The sequence below is a fragment of the Pseudomonas acericola (SeqCode) genome, assembly GCF_053456465.1.
Map to the genome: position 1 here is coordinate 116,222 of NZ_JBRFJB010000007.1, position 19,008 is coordinate 135,229.

Annotated in this window: 15 protein-coding genes; 1 reads left to right on the forward strand and 14 read right to left on the reverse strand. The window is 62.0% G+C overall.

Annotated features, from left to right (window positions below):
• Positions 1-14: 14 nt before the first annotated feature.
• The 4 genes from ACU688_RS23145 to ACU688_RS23160 all read right to left on the reverse strand — a co-directional run bounded on the left by ACU688_RS23145 (position 15) and on the right by ACU688_RS23160 (position 4,943).
• A complete protein-coding gene (locus ACU688_RS23145) occupies positions 15-2,582 on the reverse strand; it encodes a fimbria/pilus outer membrane usher protein (RefSeq protein ID WP_448186505.1) in 2,568 nt (855 codons plus the stop codon).
• Positions 2,583-2,720: 138 nt separating this feature from the next.
• A complete protein-coding gene (locus tag ACU688_RS23150) occupies positions 2,721-3,482 on the reverse strand; it encodes a fimbrial biogenesis chaperone (protein ID WP_448186506.1) in 762 nt (253 codons plus the stop codon).
• 8 nt (positions 3,483-3,490) lie between these two features.
• Positions 3,491-4,267 (reverse strand): fimbrial biogenesis chaperone, encoded by a 777-nt coding sequence (locus ACU688_RS23155; protein WP_448186565.1) that lies wholly within the window; start codon positions 4,265-4,267, stop codon positions 3,491-3,493.
• Positions 4,268-4,361: 94 nt separating this feature from the next.
• Complete coding sequence (locus ACU688_RS23160) at positions 4,362-4,943, reverse strand: fimbrial protein (protein ID WP_448186507.1); 582 nt, start codon at positions 4,941-4,943, stop codon at positions 4,362-4,364.
• A gap of 352 nt (positions 4,944-5,295) precedes the next feature.
• Here ACU688_RS23160 and ACU688_RS23165 point away from each other — a divergent pair, with 352 nt between their 5' ends.
• Entirely contained in the window at positions 5,296-5,958 is a 663-nt protein-coding gene (locus tag ACU688_RS23165) for a response regulator (protein WP_448186508.1), read from the forward strand.
• A 37-nt stretch (positions 5,959-5,995) separates the two neighbouring features.
• On the opposite strand, the gene ACU688_RS23170 is transcribed toward ACU688_RS23165, so the two are convergent.
• The 10 genes from ACU688_RS23170 to ACU688_RS23215 form a co-directional block, all read right to left on the reverse strand.
• Positions 5,996-6,616 (reverse strand): TetR/AcrR family transcriptional regulator, encoded by a 621-nt coding sequence (locus tag ACU688_RS23170; protein ID WP_448186509.1) that lies wholly within the window; start codon positions 6,614-6,616, stop codon positions 5,996-5,998.
• A gap of 27 nt (positions 6,617-6,643) precedes the next feature.
• Positions 6,644-8,326 (reverse strand): class II poly(R)-hydroxyalkanoic acid synthase, encoded by a 1,683-nt coding sequence (phaC, locus tag ACU688_RS23175; protein ID WP_448186510.1) that lies wholly within the window; start codon positions 8,324-8,326, stop codon positions 6,644-6,646.
• A gap of 89 nt (positions 8,327-8,415) precedes the next feature.
• Positions 8,416-9,261, reverse strand: coding sequence for a poly(3-hydroxyalkanoate) depolymerase (gene phaZ / locus ACU688_RS23180; protein WP_448186511.1), 846 nt, complete (start codon positions 9,259-9,261; stop codon positions 8,416-8,418).
• Between the two features lie 165 nt (positions 9,262-9,426).
• Positions 9,427-11,106, reverse strand: a complete 1,680-nt coding sequence (gene phaC, locus ACU688_RS23185; RefSeq protein ID WP_448186512.1) for a class II poly(R)-hydroxyalkanoic acid synthase — start codon at positions 11,104-11,106, stop codon at positions 9,427-9,429.
• Positions 11,107-11,355: 249 nt separating this feature from the next.
• The gene (locus ACU688_RS23190) at positions 11,356-11,733 is read right to left on the reverse strand and encodes a gamma-butyrobetaine hydroxylase family protein (protein WP_017738855.1); all 378 of its coding nucleotides are present in this window, start codon (positions 11,731-11,733) and stop codon (positions 11,356-11,358) included.
• Positions 11,734-11,882: 149 nt separating this feature from the next.
• A complete protein-coding gene (hslU, locus tag ACU688_RS23195) occupies positions 11,883-13,220 on the reverse strand; it encodes an ATP-dependent protease ATPase subunit HslU (protein WP_017738856.1) in 1,338 nt (445 codons plus the stop codon).
• 37 nt (positions 13,221-13,257) lie between these two features.
• A complete protein-coding gene (gene hslV, locus ACU688_RS23200; protein ID WP_017738857.1) occupies positions 13,258-13,788 on the reverse strand; it encodes an ATP-dependent protease subunit HslV in 531 nt (176 codons plus the stop codon).
• Positions 13,789-14,045: 257 nt separating this feature from the next.
• Positions 14,046-14,747: an SPOR domain-containing protein gene (locus ACU688_RS23205; protein WP_017738858.1), complete on the reverse strand. Its 702-nt coding sequence runs from the start codon at positions 14,745-14,747 to the stop codon at positions 14,046-14,048.
• A 1-nt stretch (position 14,748) separates the two neighbouring features.
• On the reverse strand, positions 14,749-16,485 hold the full coding sequence (argS, locus tag ACU688_RS23210) for an arginine--tRNA ligase (protein WP_448186513.1): 1,737 nt from the start codon (positions 16,483-16,485) through the stop codon (positions 14,749-14,751).
• 182 nt (positions 16,486-16,667) lie between these two features.
• A complete protein-coding gene (locus ACU688_RS23215) occupies positions 16,668-18,887 on the reverse strand; it encodes a primosomal protein N' (protein WP_448186514.1) in 2,220 nt (739 codons plus the stop codon).
• Positions 18,888-19,008: the final 121 nt, after the last annotated feature.

The following is a 19,008-nucleotide window of genomic DNA, read 5'->3' on the forward strand; positions in this document are numbered from 1 at the left end:
GCCAGCGCGCCCGCTCAACCGCTGGTAGTGCCTTGGCAGGTACCGGCATCCAAATGGCGCAAGCGGTTGCTGCCATCGCCCCCCGAGTCCTTGCCCAGGCTGTATTGCAGCTTGCAAGAGGCGTTGGCATGGCTGCCCCATTTGACGGTCAGCACCCCCTGTTCCCGCGCCACCCGCACAAACGCTTTGCCGCCCTGGCCGACAATGCCCACGCTGGCCCCGTCTTCATCAAACACATCCGAGCCAAACGGCAGCAGGCTTGCGTCTTCACGCAGTGCGCTGATCAAGATCGCCTGGCCGCTGACGGTGTCGAATTGCAGCTTCACCACCGACCCTGCACGAGGCGCCACGTTTTGCGCGGCGGTCTTGAGTTCCACGTCGACGGAAAGGTCCTTGGGGTCCAGCTCCACGACGTTCTGGCGGTACGGCGTAAGGTGAGGCACCACGGCGTAACCGCTTTTGCCGACCTGGGCACCATGGTTGCCATTGATCCGCGCGCCCTGGGCGTCAGGGGCCTGGACGATGCCGATGGTGTCGCCCAGCTCCGGGGCAAAGGTCACGCCGCCGGCGTGGGCAACGATGCCGCCGGTCATGCCCAGGGAGGTCGCCCGGTAGTCACTGCTCTGCCCGAAGCCGGCGGACAGCACGCCATGGCTGGCTTGGTACTTCATGTCGGCCGTCATGCTGCGGCCACTGCCCTGCGTCCGACTGCCGCCCACGCCGTAGCTGAACTCGTTGCGCTCGCCCAGGGTGCCACCCAGGTTCAGGCGCTCGCCGCTGCTTTGGTTGCCGCGAAAGGCCGTGGTGGTCAAGGTCGGCGCGCGTGCGTCGCGGCCCAGGGGCAGGCTCACGCTCAGCTCCACTTGTTTGTCGACCCTGTCGCTCAGCAAGTCCGTGGTGCGTTGGGCGCTGAGGGTGTAGTTCAGGCCCTTCCAGCTGCCGGTGTAGCCCGCGGTAAAGGTCACGTTGCCGCTGGTGCGGTTCCAGTAGTTCTGCGAGGAACCGGTCAGGTACACCGAACCGTTGCCCAGGCTCTGGTTGAGGCTGATGTCCATCCTGTCGCGTATGCGCGAAAGGTTGTCCAGGTTGCCTCCCTCCAAGGCCAGGTCGCGCACCCGTGCGGCGTCGGCGATGCTCAGGAAGCCCTCGGTGGAGTAACGATAGGCACCGAGGGCAAAGTGGGTGCCGGTGTCGGTGAAGTTCTTGCTGTAGCGCAGCTGCAGGCTTTGCCCCTCGCGCGAGCCTTGGCCCGGCAGGTTGGCGTTCGAGTTGGTCAGGTCAAACGACAGTGCGCCATACGCGGTATTGAAGGCCATGCCCAATAATTGCGAGCGGTAGTCTTCACCCAACACTGCACCGGTGTATCCGGTCAGCAAGTTGTTCAGGCCGTGCTGGTAAGTGCCTTGCATCAGCTTGGGGGGATTGCGCAGGCCGATTTCGTCCAACAGGCCGATGCTCAGCGAGTAGCGGCTATGGCCGGCGCGCAGCAGGTTGGCATTGGCGGCGAACGGCACGATGAATTCGCGCTGGCGGCCATCGGCTTCTGTCACCGTGACGGTCAAGTCGCCACCGTAGCCGGTGGGGAACAGGTCGTTCAGTACAAACGGGCCGGGCGCAACATTCACTTCATCCAGCAAGACACCACGCTGGCGCACGGTGACCCGGGCATTGGTCTCGGCGATGCCACGCACGACCGGGGCAAACCCGGTGAGGGAGTCGGGCAACATCCGATCATCACTGAACAGGCTGGCCCCGCGCAGGCGCACGCTGTCGAACAGCTCGCCGGGGGTGTAGATCTCGCCCATCACCAGTTGTGAGCGCAGCGGGCTTACGTCGCGTTGCAGATAGGTGCTGCTGCTTTGATACCCCGAGGCGGTATCGGTCTGGCTGAAGCTGCCGCTGTGTCGCCAGTGCCAGTCACCCAGGTTGAGGCCGGTGTTCAAACCCAGGTATTGGGAGTTGAGCGAGCGCCCGTTCGTGCGCGTCGCGAAGGTGTTGGCGTTGTAGCGTACAAAGGCGGCATCGACGCCGGCATCCCAGTGCTTGGGGTCGACATAACCACGCACCTTGCGTGTCAGGTAGACCTGAGGAATCTGCAGGTCCAGGCGGTTTTCACCGGAGTCGAACTGGCTGCTGGCGCCTGGCAGGTAGGCGCTGATGTCGGCGCAACTGTCGAACGGCAGCGCGGCGGTCTCGCCGGTTTCGGCCGATTGCTGTTGCGCCGCGTCCAAGTCGACGCCCACCCGGAGCAGCGCGTCGCGCTCCAGGCACATTTGCGCGGAGTCCTTGCCTTGCACGGCAACGAAGGACAGGGTTTCGCGGCCGATCCATTGACCATTGAGGTAGATCTCGGTGCGATAGCTGCCGGGCAGCACGATGTTGCCTTGGCTGAACTTCGAAATATCCACCTGCTGGCCCCCTGCACCGTCTGGAAAGAAGGCTGGGTTGAACTCGACGTTTTCGACCGCGTGGGCGCTCAAGGCCTGGGTGCCGCCCAGCAGCAACAGGCAACGCGCCATAAGCGTCAATCGAGGACGTGTCAGGGACCAAATTCTTGCGCTGGCTGGCGTGTTCAAACTCATGTTTACCGTTTCCAAAAAGGTGCTGTCTGAATTCGGGCAAAGGGAAGCCCTGCCCTGAAAAATGGGCATCAACTGAACGTGTGAAATAAGGCGAGTAACGTGGTCGGGAAGCGGCCCGTTGGGTCTCGTCGGCTAGGTTTAAAGCTGGGTGCTGTGGGCGGTTTTTACCCCGAAGTCATCGAGCGTCTGGAACTCCACGGTGGCGGCATTGCCGGGTGGTGACTTGAGGCTGGGCAGTTCAAAGCGGTTGCGCCCCCCCGGTATCACCATGTTTTCCTCGCTGGAGGTGGCGTCCTTGCGGGCATGGCGCCGCTCTGCGTCCAGCAGTTCGACCTGCTCGAAGGTCACGTGATAAGGGGTGGGGTTATAGACTTCCAGAACCTGGCCCTGCTCGGTTGTCTCCCGGCGCCATTGCAGTTTCCCGGGGGCTTCCTCAACGGCGTAGGGCAGGTTCTGCGGGCGGAAAAACAGTTTTATCCGGGAGCGAAAAGCCAGCTGCAACTGGTTGCTTTCCTGGGCGTCCTGCGCCTGTGCGGGCACTTCCAGCAGGTTGAACCAGAACAGGCTTTCTTGTTGCGACGCCAAGGTGTCACCTGTGTAGGCCAGGCGCACGACCTGTTGCTTGCCTGGCTCCATGCGGAAGATCGGCGGCGTGGCGATAAAGGGGACGACGGCCAACTCCGGTGTCGAATGCTCGTCGCCAGTGTCCAGCCACGTCTGGATCAGCACCGGCGCCTGGTTTTTGCTTTCAAGCCTGACCGTCACCTCCTTGTCGTTCTGCGGGTAGATGATCCGCGTGTTGTTGATCACAACGCTCGCATGTGCGGCGACGGCGCCGAGCAGTGCGAGCGTCAACGTCATGAACTTGATGGGCAGATGTGGGATGGACATGGCGTTCATACGGCAACTCATTGCACAGTGGAGGAGGTGAGGCTTGCCGAGTGGCGCACTCGGGCACCAAAGTCGCTGACGCTGGTGAATTCGACTTTTGGCGTGCCGCTCGGGCGGTCGCGCAACAGTGGCAGCGCAAACAGTTTTACGTCGCCGGCTGGCATCAAGAGGCTGTCATTGGGTTCCTGGTTGGCCGCTTTGCTGAACCGTTTGCCGTTGCTGAGCAAATCCACCGACGTCAGGGAGATGTGGTACGGCGTAGGGTTGGTGGCTTGCAGGGCATAGCCCTGATTGTGGTTCACCAGCTTCCACTGCAGCCTTGTCGGGGCGTTGCCGACCGAATACGGCAGGTTGGGGGGGCGCACGTAAACCCGCAGGCGGGTCCGAAAAGCCAATTCGATCTGGTTGTTCTGTTCGCCGCCGGCGGTGACCGGAGGTACTTCCAGCACGTTCAGCCAATACAGGCTTTCGCGGTCGGTGGGCGCCGTTTCGCCGGCGTAGCGCAGGCGCAGCACTTGCTGCTGATTGGGCTCAATGCGAAAGATCGGCGGCGAAAGGGTGAAGGGGGTTTGCGCTGTCGCCGGTGTCGAGCGTATGTCGCCGCTATCCAGCCAGGTTTGCACCAGCGCTGGGCGCTCACCTTTGTTTTCCAGGCGGACGACAACTTCCTGTTGGTCGGCTGGGTAGATCACGCGCGTGCCGTAGATAATCACGCCGGCATGGGCAGGGAGCGCTTGCAGCAATAACAATCCAAGGCCACAGGTAGCAAGCGCGAGGCAGGCCAGTTTTTTCATAGTCACACGGTCTCATCGAAGCAGGGGAGGGACCTGCAGGGTGGCTGCAGGTCCAGTGCATGCAAGGCCTGCGGGTGGCAGGCCTGCGTGCCCCTTAATCGGCGTACACGACCATAAAGCCGACGCGGGTCCTGACCAGACCTTCGGTGGCGGAACCGCTGGCGTACAGTTGCGCGGCCAGTGGGATGACCGCCTGGTTGTCGGCGATCACCACGCCTTCGGATTTTTCGGTGTAGACGTGGATCGGCGAGCCATCACGATTGGTTACTTCAACCTGTACGTTTTTGGCGTTGGTGGTGTCGGACGGATCATCGTAGCCGTCGATGTTCAAGCGCCCGGTCGCCACGTCAATGGCCGGGCTGGTAGGGTCGAAAGCCACCATGGCGGTGCGGCCATTGGTGCAACTGCCTTCGCCGGGTGCGCCAATGCGGATGGTGAAGCCGGTGAGGTTGGCGCGATCACCTGGGTTCGCCAGGCGCACGGCCGAAACACCGCCCAGGTTGACGTCCTTGACCACTGCACCGGTACCCGGTGCGGAGCCTTCAACGGTGCAGGTCGTATCGTTTACCAGCCCGGCAAAGTTGATCGTGCCGTCATTGGCAGCGTGTGCGGATTGCGATACGGCAGCGGCCAAGGCGAGGGCTGCGGCAATGCTGGAGAGAACGTTGACTTTCATAAGATTCCCAATCGTGAGTTATGTGCTTCCGCCACAGGTTGAGGTGCTGCACTTTTTATTGGCTCAACTGGCGGACGACGTAATGTGTCCGGGAACGTAAATCGGGCCTATAGATAAATAACGAGAAAAACGTCGTGATTGTTCGAAATGTTCAAATAAATTGTATTGACATGGTGTTGTAGGGCGTAACTGTAAGGGGCTGCTGTAAGAATAAGCCTTATTATTTTCGTGTGTTGATCCCTGCGTGTGGCTGGGATATACCGTGCTCGCATAAAGGGAATTATTTGTACTGAGTTGTACTCACTTGAGTGGTTTTTCTATGCCTACTTCAATGTCAAAAGTGCACACCGTCATGTTGCTGGATGACCATGAAATGGTTCGGCAGGGGATCGAACTGGGCCTGGATAAAGAGACTGATCTTGAAGTGATAGGCTCCTTCGGGACCGCCAGAGAGCTGTTTGAAGCGCTCGTCCGCACGCCGGTGGATGTGGTTGTGATGGATTTTTCGCTGGGGCCCTCGGACATCGATGGCCTCAGCTTGATCAAGGCATTGAACCGACGGTTCGAACAGTGCAGGTTGCTCATTGTGTCTTCGCACTACACGCCTGCCACCGTGTCGCTGGCGCTGAGGGCGGGAAGTTGGGGGGTAGTGGGCAAGACGCAGAACCTCACTGAATTGATCACGGCCATTCGCACGGTCGCGCAGGGGCGGATCTACTTGCAGCCTTGTATGTTGCCCGCACTTGAGGGCGTTCGAACGATTGTCGATAAGGTCACGATAAGATCGAAAGTTGAATTGTCGTCACCGCTGCGAGTGAGCGCCTGTCTCACCCCTAAAGAGCAGGAAGTATTGCGTTGTTTTCTCGACGGGATGTCTGTGAGCTCGATTGCCGCAAAGTTCTCGCGCAGTGCAAGCACCATCAGTACGCAGAAACAATCGGCTTATCGAAAACTGGGTATCAAGAGCGACAGCGAACTCTTCAAGTTTACTCAGCAGTTCGGAAAGTTGGGATAAGGCTGTTGCTGTCAGAACTTTTCTTTGTCGCTAATCATCAGATCGGATTGTCCAGGTAACGCAGGGCGAGCTGTTCAGTCGCTTGGCGGGCAGGTGATAACAGGTGCGGCGCCACCAGCATCATGATCTGGTAGACGACCACCTGCACCTCACCCTCACGGTCGAGAATCCGTTGGTAGTCCAGGGAAAACAGCAGGGTCATGGTGATCTGCTCCACCAGTTGCCCCAGCGCCTGGGTGCCGCTGACCAACTGCCCGGCAGCCTTTAACCGTGCGAGCAATGAGGCCAGGGTGCGCTTGAGTGCGGTGAGCAGGTTGCGAATGCCCTTGGCCAGCTTTGGCAGGCGCCCTGCCAGGTTCGACAGGTCCTGGAACAGGAAGCGGTAATGGGCCATGCGCTCGACGATCAGGTGCAGGAACAGCCAGTAATCCTGAGGCTCCAGTCGGGCCTCCGCCGGCGGGTCGAGCAGCGGTGCCAGCTCGTTTTGAAAACGCTCGAACAGCCCGAGCACCAGCGGCTCCTTGCCATGGAAGTGGTAGTAGAGGTTGCCGGGGCTGATCCCCATTTCATTGGCCACCTCCATGGTCGATACGTTCGGTTCGCCCTTCTGGTTGAACAACTGCAGGGCACATTCAAGGATCCGGTCGCGCGTCTTCATCCAGTCTTCTTAGTCTGATCGTTGAGCTCAGCGCACTCGCACGTAAGTGCCCGGCGCCGCTTCCATCGGTGGGTAATTCTGGTTGCCCAGGGCCGTGAGGGTTTCGCGTTGCACGCCCGAGCGTTGCTGGATCCACTCCAGCCATTGCGGCCACCAACTGCCTTCGACGTGGTTGGCGTCGTAATACCAGGCGCGCGGGTCGCTGCTCAGCTTGGGGTTTTCGACGTAGTTGGCCTTGGGGTTGCCCGGCGGGTTGAGGATGCTCTGGATATGCCCGCTGTTGGACAGCACGAAGCGCTTGTCGCCACCCAACAGTTGGGTGGAGCGATACACCGCGTCCCACGGCGTGATGTGGTCGTTGATCCCGGCCACGCTGAAGCTGTCCACCGTGACCTTCTGCAAGTCGATGGGCGTGCCGCACACCTCCAGGCCACCGGGATGGCTCAGCGGGTTGTGCTTGAAGAAGTCCAGCAGGTCGCCGTGCAGCGCGGCGGGCAGGCGCGTGTTGTCGTTGTTCCAGTACAGGATGTCGAAGGCGGGCGGTTCCTTGCCCAGCAGGTAGTTGTTGATCCAGTAATTCCAGATCAGGTCGTTGGGGCGCATCCAGGCGAACACCTTGGCCATGTCGCGGCCATCCAGCACGCCTTGCTGGTAGGAGCGGCGCTTGGCGGCTTCCAGGGTTTGCTCGTCGACGAACAGGGTGGCGGGGCTGTCGATCTGGCTGTCCAGCAGGCTCACCAGGTAGCTGGCACTGGAGATGCGCCGCAGCTGGCGCTTGGCCTGCAGGTGGCCTTGCAGGGCGGCGATGGTCAGGCCGCCGGCGCAAGCGCCCATCAGGTTGACCTCGCGGGCGCCGGTGATCGCCCGGCACACGTTGAGCGCTTCTTCCAGCGCCGCGACGTAGGTGGACAGGCCCCATTCGCGGTGGCGCACATCCGGGTTGCGCCAGCTGACCATAAACGTCTGCAAGCCGTTTTTCAGCGCGTACTGTACAAAGCTGTTGGCCGGGCTCAGGTCGAAGATGTAGTACTTGTTGATCTGCGGCGGCACGACCAGCAGCGGCTTGGCGTACTGTTTTTCGCTCATGGGCTTGTACTGGATCAGTTCCAGCAGTTCATTGCGAAATACCACCGAGCCCGGCGTCGTCGCCACCGTCTTGCCGACTTCAAAGGCATGCTTGCTGACCTGGCGTGGCAGGCCGTTGTTGTGCAGCAGGTCTTCGACCAGGTTGGTCACGCCGCGCACCACGCTGTTGCCGCCGGAGTTGAGCAGCTCCTTGATGGCCAGCGGGTTTAGCAGGGTGTTGGAAGGGGAGACCGCATCGTTGAGCAGGGAAAAGGCGAAGTGCGCGCGGGCGCGGTCATCGGCGCTCAGGGTGCTGTCATCAATCCAGTGGCGCGTCTGCTTTTGCCAGCTCAGATAGGCCTGCAAGCTGCGCCGGTACAGCGGGTTGAGCTTCCAGGTCGGGTCGACGAAGCGGCTGTCGTTGGGGTTGGGTTCATGCACGGTTTCGCCGAGCAACACGCGGCCCAGTTGACCACTCAGCGCCCAGGCATGGCGGGCCGTGTGCACCGGGTTGCGCAAGCCGTGGGCGGCCACGCTGCGCAGGGTCGAGAGCAAGTCCCGACCGCGCAGGCCGGTGATCGCATTTTGCGCATTGATGAACGCGGCGGGGGTGGGGGCCGGGTTCGTCACGGGTCTTTCTCGCATGAGCCAACACTCCTTCGTCAAGCCATCAAACGGGCACGCCAATTCAGAACCATAGTCGGTTCCTGGCAAGTTGCGCGGCGCTGTGGTCCTTACATCGCCGGTCGCGGATGAATCACCGCACGCATGCGCTCCTCTTCGAGAAATTTCATGATGATCGGCGCCACGGCTTCGGCCCGGGTGATCAGGAACAGGTGGCCGTCATCAATGATGTGCAGCTGTGCGTTGGGAATGCGCCAGGCGAGCATGCGCATGTTGATCAGCGGGATCAGCGGGTCGTCGTCCCCCGCCAGCACCAGGGTGGGTTGGCGGATTTTGTGCAGCCAGTGGATGCTGGTCCAGCCCAGCCCGGCGAACAGTTGCCAGTAGTAACCGAGCTTGCCGGCCGAACGCACTTTGCTCGCGTGCTCGGCGGCGAGTTTTGAGTCGCGGCGAAACGAGCCGCCGTAGATCATCGGTGCGATGCGCACCACATGAGACGGTTGGATATAGCGGCGCGGGCTGGCCATCAGCCACAACACCTTCGGCTTGCCCGGCACCATCACCGCGCCCGCTGCCGTGGCGGCGAGGATCAGCTTCTTGCAGCGCTCCGGGTAGTCGTAGGCGAACTGTTGCGCCAACGCGCCGCCCCACGACACACCCACTACGCTCACCTGGCCATAGTCGAGGTAATCAAGCATGCGCGCGGTGAGCTTGGCCAGGCCGGGAAAGCGGTAGGGCCGTTTGGGCGTCGACGAGCCGCCGACGCCGGGGACGTCGAAGGCGATCACTTCCAGGTCCGGGTCCAGGGCCTGGACGAACGGAAACACCAACTCAAGGTTGGCGCCGATGCCATTGAAGATCAGCAGCGGCGTCAAGTGAGGCTTGCCCGGGCGCACCGCCGTGCGGATGGTCTGGCCATCCAGGTCGATGGTGCGGAAGATGAACGGTTGCGGCATGCTCAAGCCCTGTGAAGTGGTGCTGTTTATCTGTAGGAACTCGGTCCATGTGGGAGCTGGCTTGCCTGCGATGGCATTCTTCCAGTCAGCCCATCAGCTAACTGACCCACCGCTATCGCAGGCAAGCCAGCTCCCACACTGACTGCATTTCAGCCATACATCTGCTTATCGTTCGTGTACATAGGTGCCCGGTGCCGCTTCCGCTGCGGCGTAAGCTTTATTGCCCAATGTCGTAGGAGCCTTCTTCAACTTCCCGGCCCGCTCCGCCTGCCACACCTGCCAATGCAACCACCAGGAATCGGTGTGCTTGGTCGCATTCTCCTGCCAGTCCAACGGCGTCGCCGTCAGGCTGTCGCTGGTCTGGTAGCGCGCCTTGGGGTTGCCCGGTGGGTTGAGGATGCTCTGGATATGCCCGCTGCTGGACAGCACGAACTCGACCTTGCCGCCAAACAGCTGCGCCGACTTGTAGCAGGACTGCCACGGCGTGATGTGGTCGTTGGTGCCGGCCAGTGAGTAGATGTCGGCGGTGACCTGCTTGAGGTCGATCGGCGTGCCGCACACTTCCAGGGCGTTGGCGCGCACCAGCGGGTTGTTTTTGAACAGTTCGATCAAGTCGCCATGAAAAGCCGCCGGCAAGCGCGTGGTGTCGTTGTTCCAGAACAGGATGTCGAACACCGGCGGCTCGTTGCCCAGCAGGTAGTTGTTGACCCAGTAGTTCCAGATCAGGTCGTTGGGGCGCATCCAGGCGAACACCTTGGCCATGTCGCGGCCTTCGAGCACGCCGGCCTGGTAGGAGTGGCGCTTGGCCGCTTCCAGGGTCTGCTCATCGACGAACAGCGCAACCTGGGTGTCCAGGGTGGTGTCGAGCACGCTGACCAGCAGGGTCAGGGCGTTGACCTTCTTCTCGCCCAGCGCGGCGTAGTGGCCGAGCAGGGCGGTGCAGGTGATGCCACCGGAGCAGGCGCCGAGCATGTTGATGTCTTTGCTGCCGGTGATCGCGGTCACCACATCCACCGCTTCTTTCAGCGCCTCGATATAGGTCGACAGCCCCCACTCGCGCTGGGCCTTGGTCGGGTTGCGCCAGCTGACGATAAAGGTCTGCTGGCCGTTGCGCAGGCAGAAGCGCGCCAGGCTCTTATCCGGGCTCAGGTCGAAGACATAGAATTTGTTGATCTGTGGCGGCACCACCAGCAGCGGGCGCTCGTGCACCTGTTCGGTGATCGGCTTGTACTGGATCAGCTCCAGCACGTCATTGCGAAACACCACGGCGCCTTCGCTGGTGCCCAGGGTCTTGCCCACTTCAAAGGCGCCCATGTTGACCTGGCTCGGCATGCCGCCGTTGTGCACCATGTCCTTGGCCAGGTGGGACAAACCGTCCAGCAGGCTTTTGCCGCCGGTTTCAAAGAAGCGTTTGACCGCCGCCGGGTTCGCCGCACTGTTGGTGGGCGCCATGGCTTCGGTCATCAGGTTGATCACGAAGTGGCCGCGGCTGATGTCCTGTTCCGACAGGTTACTGTCGCCGATCCAGTCGTGCAGTTCCTTGCGCCACGCCAGGTAGGTTTGCAGATAGCGCTTGTAGAGCGGGTTCTGGCTCCAGGCGGGGTCGTGGAAGCGACGGTCATCGCTTTCGGGCACCAGCTCGGATTTGCCGAACATCACGTTCTTCAATTCGACGCCGAAGTGGGCGACGTGCTTGACGCTGTGCAACGGTTGCTTGATGGCTTGGGTCAGCACCATCTTCGCCGAGGCGAGTAAATCCTTTTTCCGTAACGCGATGATCGGGTTGAGCCCCAGGGTGTTTTCCGAGGCCTGGCGTTTCAAGTCATCGTTGTTCTTGTTACTCATCTACGACGCTCCATTGTCCGAAAGACGAGTACCCGTTACCGCTGTGCACCCAATATCGATACACAACACAAGCCAGGTACTGCGACTCGGGTGACCGTTGATACCGCATCGTCAAATGCAGGGAACTTGCCAGTTCCATTGGTTACCCGAGTTTAATTTTTTTCGCAAGCGGGCCAATCGTTGGCCACGCGACAGGGCATTCAAGCAGATGAAATTAGAAAATGCCCTCTAAAGAGCAAGACCCCTGGGCTAGAGCATCAGCCGCACGACCGACTGGCTCGGGTCGCGGGTTTTTCCGGCAGCTTTGAGTTCGGCCAAATAATCGGCCCACAGCGCGTCCTGGCGTACGGCCAACTGGTAGAGGTAGTCCCAGGTGAACAGTCCGCTGTCATGGCCATCGTCGAAGGTCAATTTCAGTGCGTACTGACCGGCCGGTTCGATCTTGGTCAGGCGCACGTTGAGCTTGCCGAATTGCAGGATCGGTTTGCCGTGGCCCTGGACCTCGGCGGAAGGCGAGTGGGTGCGCAGCAGCTCGGCGGGGAGTTGGTACACCTCGTCGGGGCCGTAGGTGAGGCCGAGGGTGTTGGAGGTTTTGTGCAGGTTTACGGCAGTAGGAAATTTGGTCATGGCGCAAGTCGTCCAGTATGGCTGTTATATGTGGCGAGGGAGCTTGCTCCCGCTGGGCTGCGCAGCGGCCCCAAAATCTTGGGAGCGCTTCGCACTCCAGCGGGAGCAAGCTCCCTCGCCACAAGAGCCGGCTATCACCGATAGATGACTTACAGGATATAACGAGACAAGTCTTCGTTCTGCGCCAATTCGCCCAAGTGGCTGTTGACGTAATCCGCGTCGATCTTGATCACTTCGCCATTCTGCGCACCAGCCAGGTCGCCAGCACTGAAGGACACTTCCTCCAGCAAACGCTCCAGCAAGGTGTGCAAACGACGCGCCCCGATGTTCTCGGTCTTCTCGTTGACCTGCCACGCAATCTCCGCCAGGCGCTTGATGCCGTCCGGCTGGAACTCGATGCCCAGGCCTTCGGTTTTCAGCAGCTCACGGTACTGCTCGGTGAGCGACGCATGCGGTTCGCTGAGGATGCGCTCGAAGTCACCCGGGGTCAGCGCCTTGAGTTCCACGCGAATCGGCAGGCGGCCTTGAAGCTCCGGTACCAGGTCGCTTGGCTTGCTCAGGTGGAACGCACCGGAGGCGATAAACAGGATGTGGTCGGTCTTGACCATGCCCAACTTGGTGTTCACGGTGCAGCCTTCGATCAGCGGCAGCAAGTCACGCTGTACGCCTTCGCGGGAGACATCGACGCCACCGGAGTTGCCGCGCTTGGCCACTTTGTCGATCTCATCGATAAACACGATACCGTGCTGCTCGACCGCTTCCAGGGCCTTGGCCTTGAGCTCTTCCTCATTCACCAGGCGACCGGCCTCTTCGTCGCGCACCAGTTTCAGCGCTTCCTTCACCTTGAGCTTGCGGCTTTTCTTCTTGCCCTTGCCCATGTTGGCGAACAGGTTCTGCAACTGGCTGGTCATTTCTTCCATGCCAGGCGGCGCAGAGATATCGACGCCGGAGACTTCGGCGACTTCGATCTCGATTTCCTTGTCGTCCAGCTGGCCTTCACGCAGGCGCTTGCGGAACAGCTGACGGGTGTTGGAATCCGAGCTCGGCGCCGGGTCTTCGTTGAAGCCCATGCGTGCCGGTGGCAGCAGGGCGTCGAGGATGCGCTCTTCAGCGGCGTCTTCGGCGCGGTGGCTGACCTTGGTCATTTCCTGTTCGCGCAGCAGCTTCAGCGCGGCGTCGGCCAGGTCACGAATGATCGACTCGACGTCGCGGCCCACATAGCCTACTTCGGTGAACTTGGTGGCTTCGACCTTGATGAACGGCGCGTTGGCCAGCTTGGCCAGACGACGGGCGATCTCGGTTTTACCGACGCCGGTAGGACCGATCATCAGGATGTTCTTTGGTGTTACTTCAACGCGCAGTTCTTCGGGCAGTTGCATCCGGCGCCAGCGGTTACGCAGCGCGATGGCAACGGCGCGCTTGGCATCGTCCTGGCCGATGATATGGCGGTTGAGTTCGTGGACGATTTCGCGGGGAGTCATGGACATAGTGTTTGGCGGCCTCAAGCGGGAATAAGCCTACGGCTTACTCGGCGAGGTCCTGCTCCTCAATGGTCAGGTTGTGGTTGGTGAACACGCAGATGTCGCCGGCGATGCCCAGGGCGGTCTCGACGATTTCACGGGCCGACAGGTCGGTTTTCTTCAACAGTGCGCTGGCCGCAGCCTGGGCGTAGCCGCCACCGGAGCCCATGGCAATCAAGCCGTTTTCTGGCTCTACCACGTCACCGTTGCCGGTGATGATCAGCGAGGCGTCTTTGTTGGCCACGGCCAGCATGGCTTCCAGGCGGCTGAGGGAACGGTCGGTGCGCCACTCTTTGGCGAGTTCGACCGCAGCGCGCACGAGGTGGCCCTGGTGTTTTTCCAGCTGGCCTTCGAAACGTTCGAACAGGGTGAAGGCGTCGGCGGTAGCGCCGGCAAAACCGGCGAGCACTTGGCCGTGGTATAGGCGGCGCACTTTCTTGGCGTTGCCTTTCATCACGGTGTTGCCGAGGGAAACCTGGCCGTCGCCGCCCATGACGACTTTGCCGTGGCGACGTACTGAAACGATGGTGGTCAAGGGGAGAGTCTCCACGCAGCGGGGCGAAAATGCCCTGGTGAAAACTGATATGGGGATGGCGGGGGGGATTTCAACCGTGGGGGCAGTGTGCGGACGAGTGGTGTTTATTGGTCTGACACACTTTCGAGACCACGCAAAACCAAATGTGGGAGCTGGCTTGCCTGCGATAGCGGTGTCTCAGTCACTGAAAATATTGACTGTTACAGCGCTATCGCAGGCAAGCCAGCTCCCACACTTTGAACTGCGTTGGGCCTGGTTTAGCGGCTCTGGCGTTGTTGTAACAACAGGTTGCTAAACCCTGCGCCGGCCAGTTGCTTCTGTGCCACGGTCAGCTGTTCACGGTTGCTGAACGGCCCCACCAGCACGCGATACCAGGTCGCATCCTTCACCGTGCCGGATTCCACCGTCACCGCCTGGCCCAGCAGAATGATCTGCGCCCGCACACGATCCGCATCCGCCTGCTTGGGGAACGAGCCCGCTTGCAGGAAGAACTTGGTCACCGGCGCTGCCTTGGTTTCGGCAACCGGTGGCGGTGGCGGCGGGGTGATCCCGGCCAAGGCGGCCTGGGCGCGCGCCGTGTCGATCTTCGCCGCTTCCGCTGGTGTCACCGGGGTGGTCGGCACTTGCGGCGTCGGCAGGGTTTTCTCCGGCACGGCGTCAGGCGGCACGATCACTTCCGATTCCGGCAGCAGCGTGTAGAAGTCGTACTTCGGCTTCACCGGTGCCGTCGGGCTCGGCGCAGTCTTGTTGGCTTCGGCCATTTTCGTGGCCTTCTGCTGTTCCTGCTTGACCCGTTTGACGTCATCGCCCTTGCCCGGGTCCAGCTTCATCAGGAACACGATAAACGCGCCGACCGTAAGACCGATGGCCATCCACAACCAGCCCGGAATCGGCTTCTTCGCCGGGGCCTGGTAGCGGCTGGCGCCGCGCTTGGGTGCAGGTTTTTTCTTGGCAGCCAACTTACATGCGCTCCAGGGTTTCCAGGCCCAACAGTTCCAGGCCTTGCTTGAGGGTGCGTCCGGCCAGGGCGGCGAGGCGCAGGCGGCTTTGCTTCTGGGCTTCGTCGTCGGCGGTGAGGATCGGGCAGTTCTCGTAGAAGCTGGAGAACAGGCCGGCGACTTCGTACAGGTAGGTGCAGAGGATGTGCGGTGTGCCTTTCTCGCCGACGCTGTTCAGCACTTCGCCGAACTGCGCCAGTTTGGCCGCCAGTTCCTGTTCGTGCGGGGCAGCCAGCACGATCTGGCCTTCAACTTCGCTGAAATCCTTGCCCAGCTTGCGGAACACGCCGGCCACACGGGTGTAGGCGTACAGCAGGTACGGCGCGGTGTTGCCTTCGAAGTTGAGCATCAGCTCGAAGTTGAAGCTGTAGTCGCTGGTGCGGTGCTTGGACAGGTCGGCGTATTTCACCGCGCCAATGCCCACCACGCGGGCGATGTTGCGCAGGTCGGCCTCGGCCAGCTCCGGGTTCTTTTCCTTCACCAGGTTGTAGGCACGTTCCTGGGCTTCGTTGAGCAGGTCGATCAGCTTCACGGTGCCGCCGTCGCGGGTCTTGAACGGGCGGCCGTCGGCGCCGTTCATGGTGCCGAAGCCCATGTGTTCCATGTGCATCGGGTGGGTGATGAAACCCGCGCGACGTGCCACTTCGAACACCTGCTGGAAGTGCAGGGCCTGGCGCTGGTCCACGAAGTACAGCGCGCGATCAGCCTTGAGCACGCCGCTGCGGTAGCGCACGGCCGCCAGGTCAGTGGTGGCGTACAGGTAGCCGCCATCGGCCTTGACGATGATTACCGGCAGCGGCTCGCCTTCGGCGGTCTTGAATTCTTCAAGGAACACGCACTGCGCGCCGTTGCTTTCCACCAGCAGGCCCTTGGCCTTGAGGTCGTTGACCACGTTGATCAGGTCGTCGTTGTAGGCACTTTCGCCCATCACGTCGGCCATGGTCAGTTTGACGTTGAGCAGTTCGTAGATTTCCTGGCAGTGGGACAGGGAGATCTCACGGAAGCGGCCCCACAGTTCCAGGCATTCCGGGTCGCCGGCTTGCAGCTTGACCACCAGGCCACGGGCGCGGTCGGCGAACTCTTCGGATTCGTCGAAGCGCTTCTTGGCGGCGCGGTAGAAGTTTTCCAGGTCCGACAGCTCGTTGCTGGTGATCGGGTTTTCTTGCAGGTACGCCATCAGCATGCCGAACTGGGTGCCCCAGTCGCCCACGTGGTTCTGACGGATCACGGTGTCGCCGAGGAACTCCAGCACCCGCGCCACGCCGTCGCCAATGATGGTGGAGCGCAGGTGGCCGACGTGCATCTCCTTGGCCAGGTTCGGCGCCGACAGGTCGATGGCCACGCGTTGCAGCGGGCCGGCCTTGCGCACGCCGATCTTGGCGTCGGCCAGGGCCGAGTCCAGGCGCGAAGCCAGGGCATGGGTGTTCTGGAAGAAGTTGATAAAGCCCGGGCCGGCGATTTCGGCCTTGGTGACGCTCTCGTCGGCCGGCAGGGCGGCGATGATCTTTTCCGCGAGATCGCGCGGCTTCATGCCTGCGGGCTTGGAGAGCATCATCGCGATGTTGCTGGCGAAGTCGCCGTGGGTCTTGTCGCGAGTGTTTTCCACCTGGATCGCCGGCGTCAGGCCTTCAGGCAACACACCTTCGTTGACGAGTTGGGTGAGGGCTTGTTGGATCAGCTGGCGAATGGTGTCTTTCATGGTGTTCTCTTTGTGCCGCAAGCGACGGCGCGCGATGCGCGGGTGGAAAAACTGGGCATTATCCGTGGGGAGGGCGGGCTTGCCAACCGTTCAGACGGGTTGGCGGACCTGCGGGCCTCTTCGCGGGCAAGCCCGCTCCCACATTTAAGGGTGTAAACAATTCAAACGGTGGGATTGATCGATCAATACAAATCCACCGGGTCCACATCCATCGACCATCGCACCTGCCGGCCGCTGGGCATTTGCTCCAGGGCAAGTAACAGGCTACTTAACAGCCGATGCAGGGGCGCGCGGGACGTTGCCTGCAAGAGTAGCTGAGCGCGATAACGCCCGGCACGGCGCTCCATGGGCGCGGGCACCGGGCCGAGCAATTCGATGCCGGTCAGACCCAGTTCGCCGAGCAAACGTTCGGCGGCGCTGCACGCTTCGTCGAGGAAACCTTCGGCCTGCCCCGGTTTATGCGCTTCGGCGCGCAGCAAGGCCAAGTGGGAAAACGGCGGCAGGCCGGCGGAGCGGCGTTCGCTCAAGGCCTGCTCGGCGAAGGCAAAGTAGCCTTGTTCTGTCAGCTGGATCAGCAGCGGGTGGTCGGCCAGGTGCGTCTGGATAATCACCTTGCCCGGTTCCTCGGCCCGCCCGGCACGGCCGGCGACCTGCACGATCAACTGCGCCATGCGTTCGCTGGCGCGGAAATCACCGGAGAACAGACCACCATCGGCATCCAGGATCGACACCAGGGTCACCCGTGGAAAGTGGTGCCCTTTGGCAAGCATCTGCGTGCCGATCAGGATGCACGGCTGGCCTTTCTGGATAGTGGCGAACAGCTGGTTCATCGCGTCTTTGCGCGAGGTGCTGTCGCGGTCCACCCGCAGCACCGGGAAGTCCGGGAACAGAATGCCCAGGCGCTCCTCGGCGCGCTCGGTGCCTGCGCCGACGGGTCGCAGGTCCACTTTGCCGCACTGCGGGCAGTGGCGCGGTACCCGTTCCACATGGCCGCAGTGGTGGCAGCGCAACTCGCCGTGGCGCTGGTGCACGGTCATGCGCGCGTCGCAACGCTCGCACTCGGACATCCAGCCGCAGTCATGGCACAACAGCGTCGGCGCAAAGCCACGACGGTTGAGGAACACCAATACTTGCTGGCCGGCGGCGAGGGTCTGGCCGATGGCCTGTTGCATCGGCCCGGAAATCCCGCTGTCCAGCGGACGGCTTTTTACATCCAGGCGCAGGAAACGCGGCTGTTTGGCGCCACCCGCGCGCTCGTTGAGGCGTAGGAGGCCGTAACGACCGGTGTAGGCGTTGTGCAAGCTCTCTAAGGACGGTGTCGCCGAGCCGAGCACAATCGGAATGTCTTCCTGGCGCGCGCGCACCAGCGCCAGGTCGCGAGCGTGGTAGCGCAGGCCTTCTTGCTGTTTATAGGAGCCGTCGTGCTCCTCGTCGATGATGATCAGCCCGGGGTTTTTCATCGGAGTGAACAGTGCCGAACGGGTGCCGATAATAATGTCGGCCTCGCCGTCCCGCGCCGCCAGCCACGACTCCAGGCGCTCGCGATCATTGACCGCCGAGTGCACCAGGGCGATGCGCGCGTTGAAGCGCTGTTCGAAACGCGCCAGGGTTTGCGGGCCGAGGTTGATCTCGGGGATCAACACCAGGGCTTGTTTGCCGGCTTGCAGGGTCTCGCGGATCAACTGCAAATACACTTCGGTCTTGCCGCTGCCGGTTACGCCCGCCAGCAGGAACGCGTGGAAGCTGTCGAAGCCGGCGCGGATGGCTTCGTAGGCGGCGCGTTGCTCGGGGTTCAACGGCAATTCCGGCTGGGCCAGCCAGTGTTCGTGGCGCGGGTCGGGGGCGTGCTTGCGGATTTCCACCTGCACCAGCTCCTTGGCGAGCAGCAGGTCGAGACTGTCTTTGCTCAGCATCAGCTTGCTTAACAGCTGATGGGCCACGCCGTGGGGATGTTGCGCCAGGGTCGCCAGGGCTTCACGTTGGCGCGGGGCACGGGCGATGCGCGGGTCGTCCAGGCGCGCGCCGGGCACAATCGACCAGAAACGCTCCTGGCGCGCCTCGGCCAGTTCGCCCTGGCGCAGCAGCACCGGCAGCGCCCAGCTCAGGGTGTCACCCAGGCTGTGCTGGTAATACTGGGCGGTCCACAGGCATAGCTTGAACAGGGCGGGCGGCAGCGGCGGCGTGGCGTCGAGGATGGCGAGTGCGGGCTTGAGCTTTTCGGCGGGTACTTCGCTGTGGTCGGCGACTTCCACCAGGATGCCGATCATTTCCCGCCGGCCAAACGGCACGCGCACGCGCATGCCTGGCTGCAACTGCGCCCGCAGCACGCCGGCCGGGGCGCGGTAGTCGAACAGGCGGCGCAGGGGCGAGGGCAGGGCTAGGCGCAAAATGGCGTCGGGCACGCGGGGGTCTCATCTATAAAGGCAGGCGGTGGCGCAGGGGCGGGAGCCTAGCAGACAGGGGAGGGCTTGGGGTAGCCGATGGTTTTCTGATGAAAGGGAGTTTCACGCCCTCAGCGCCGCT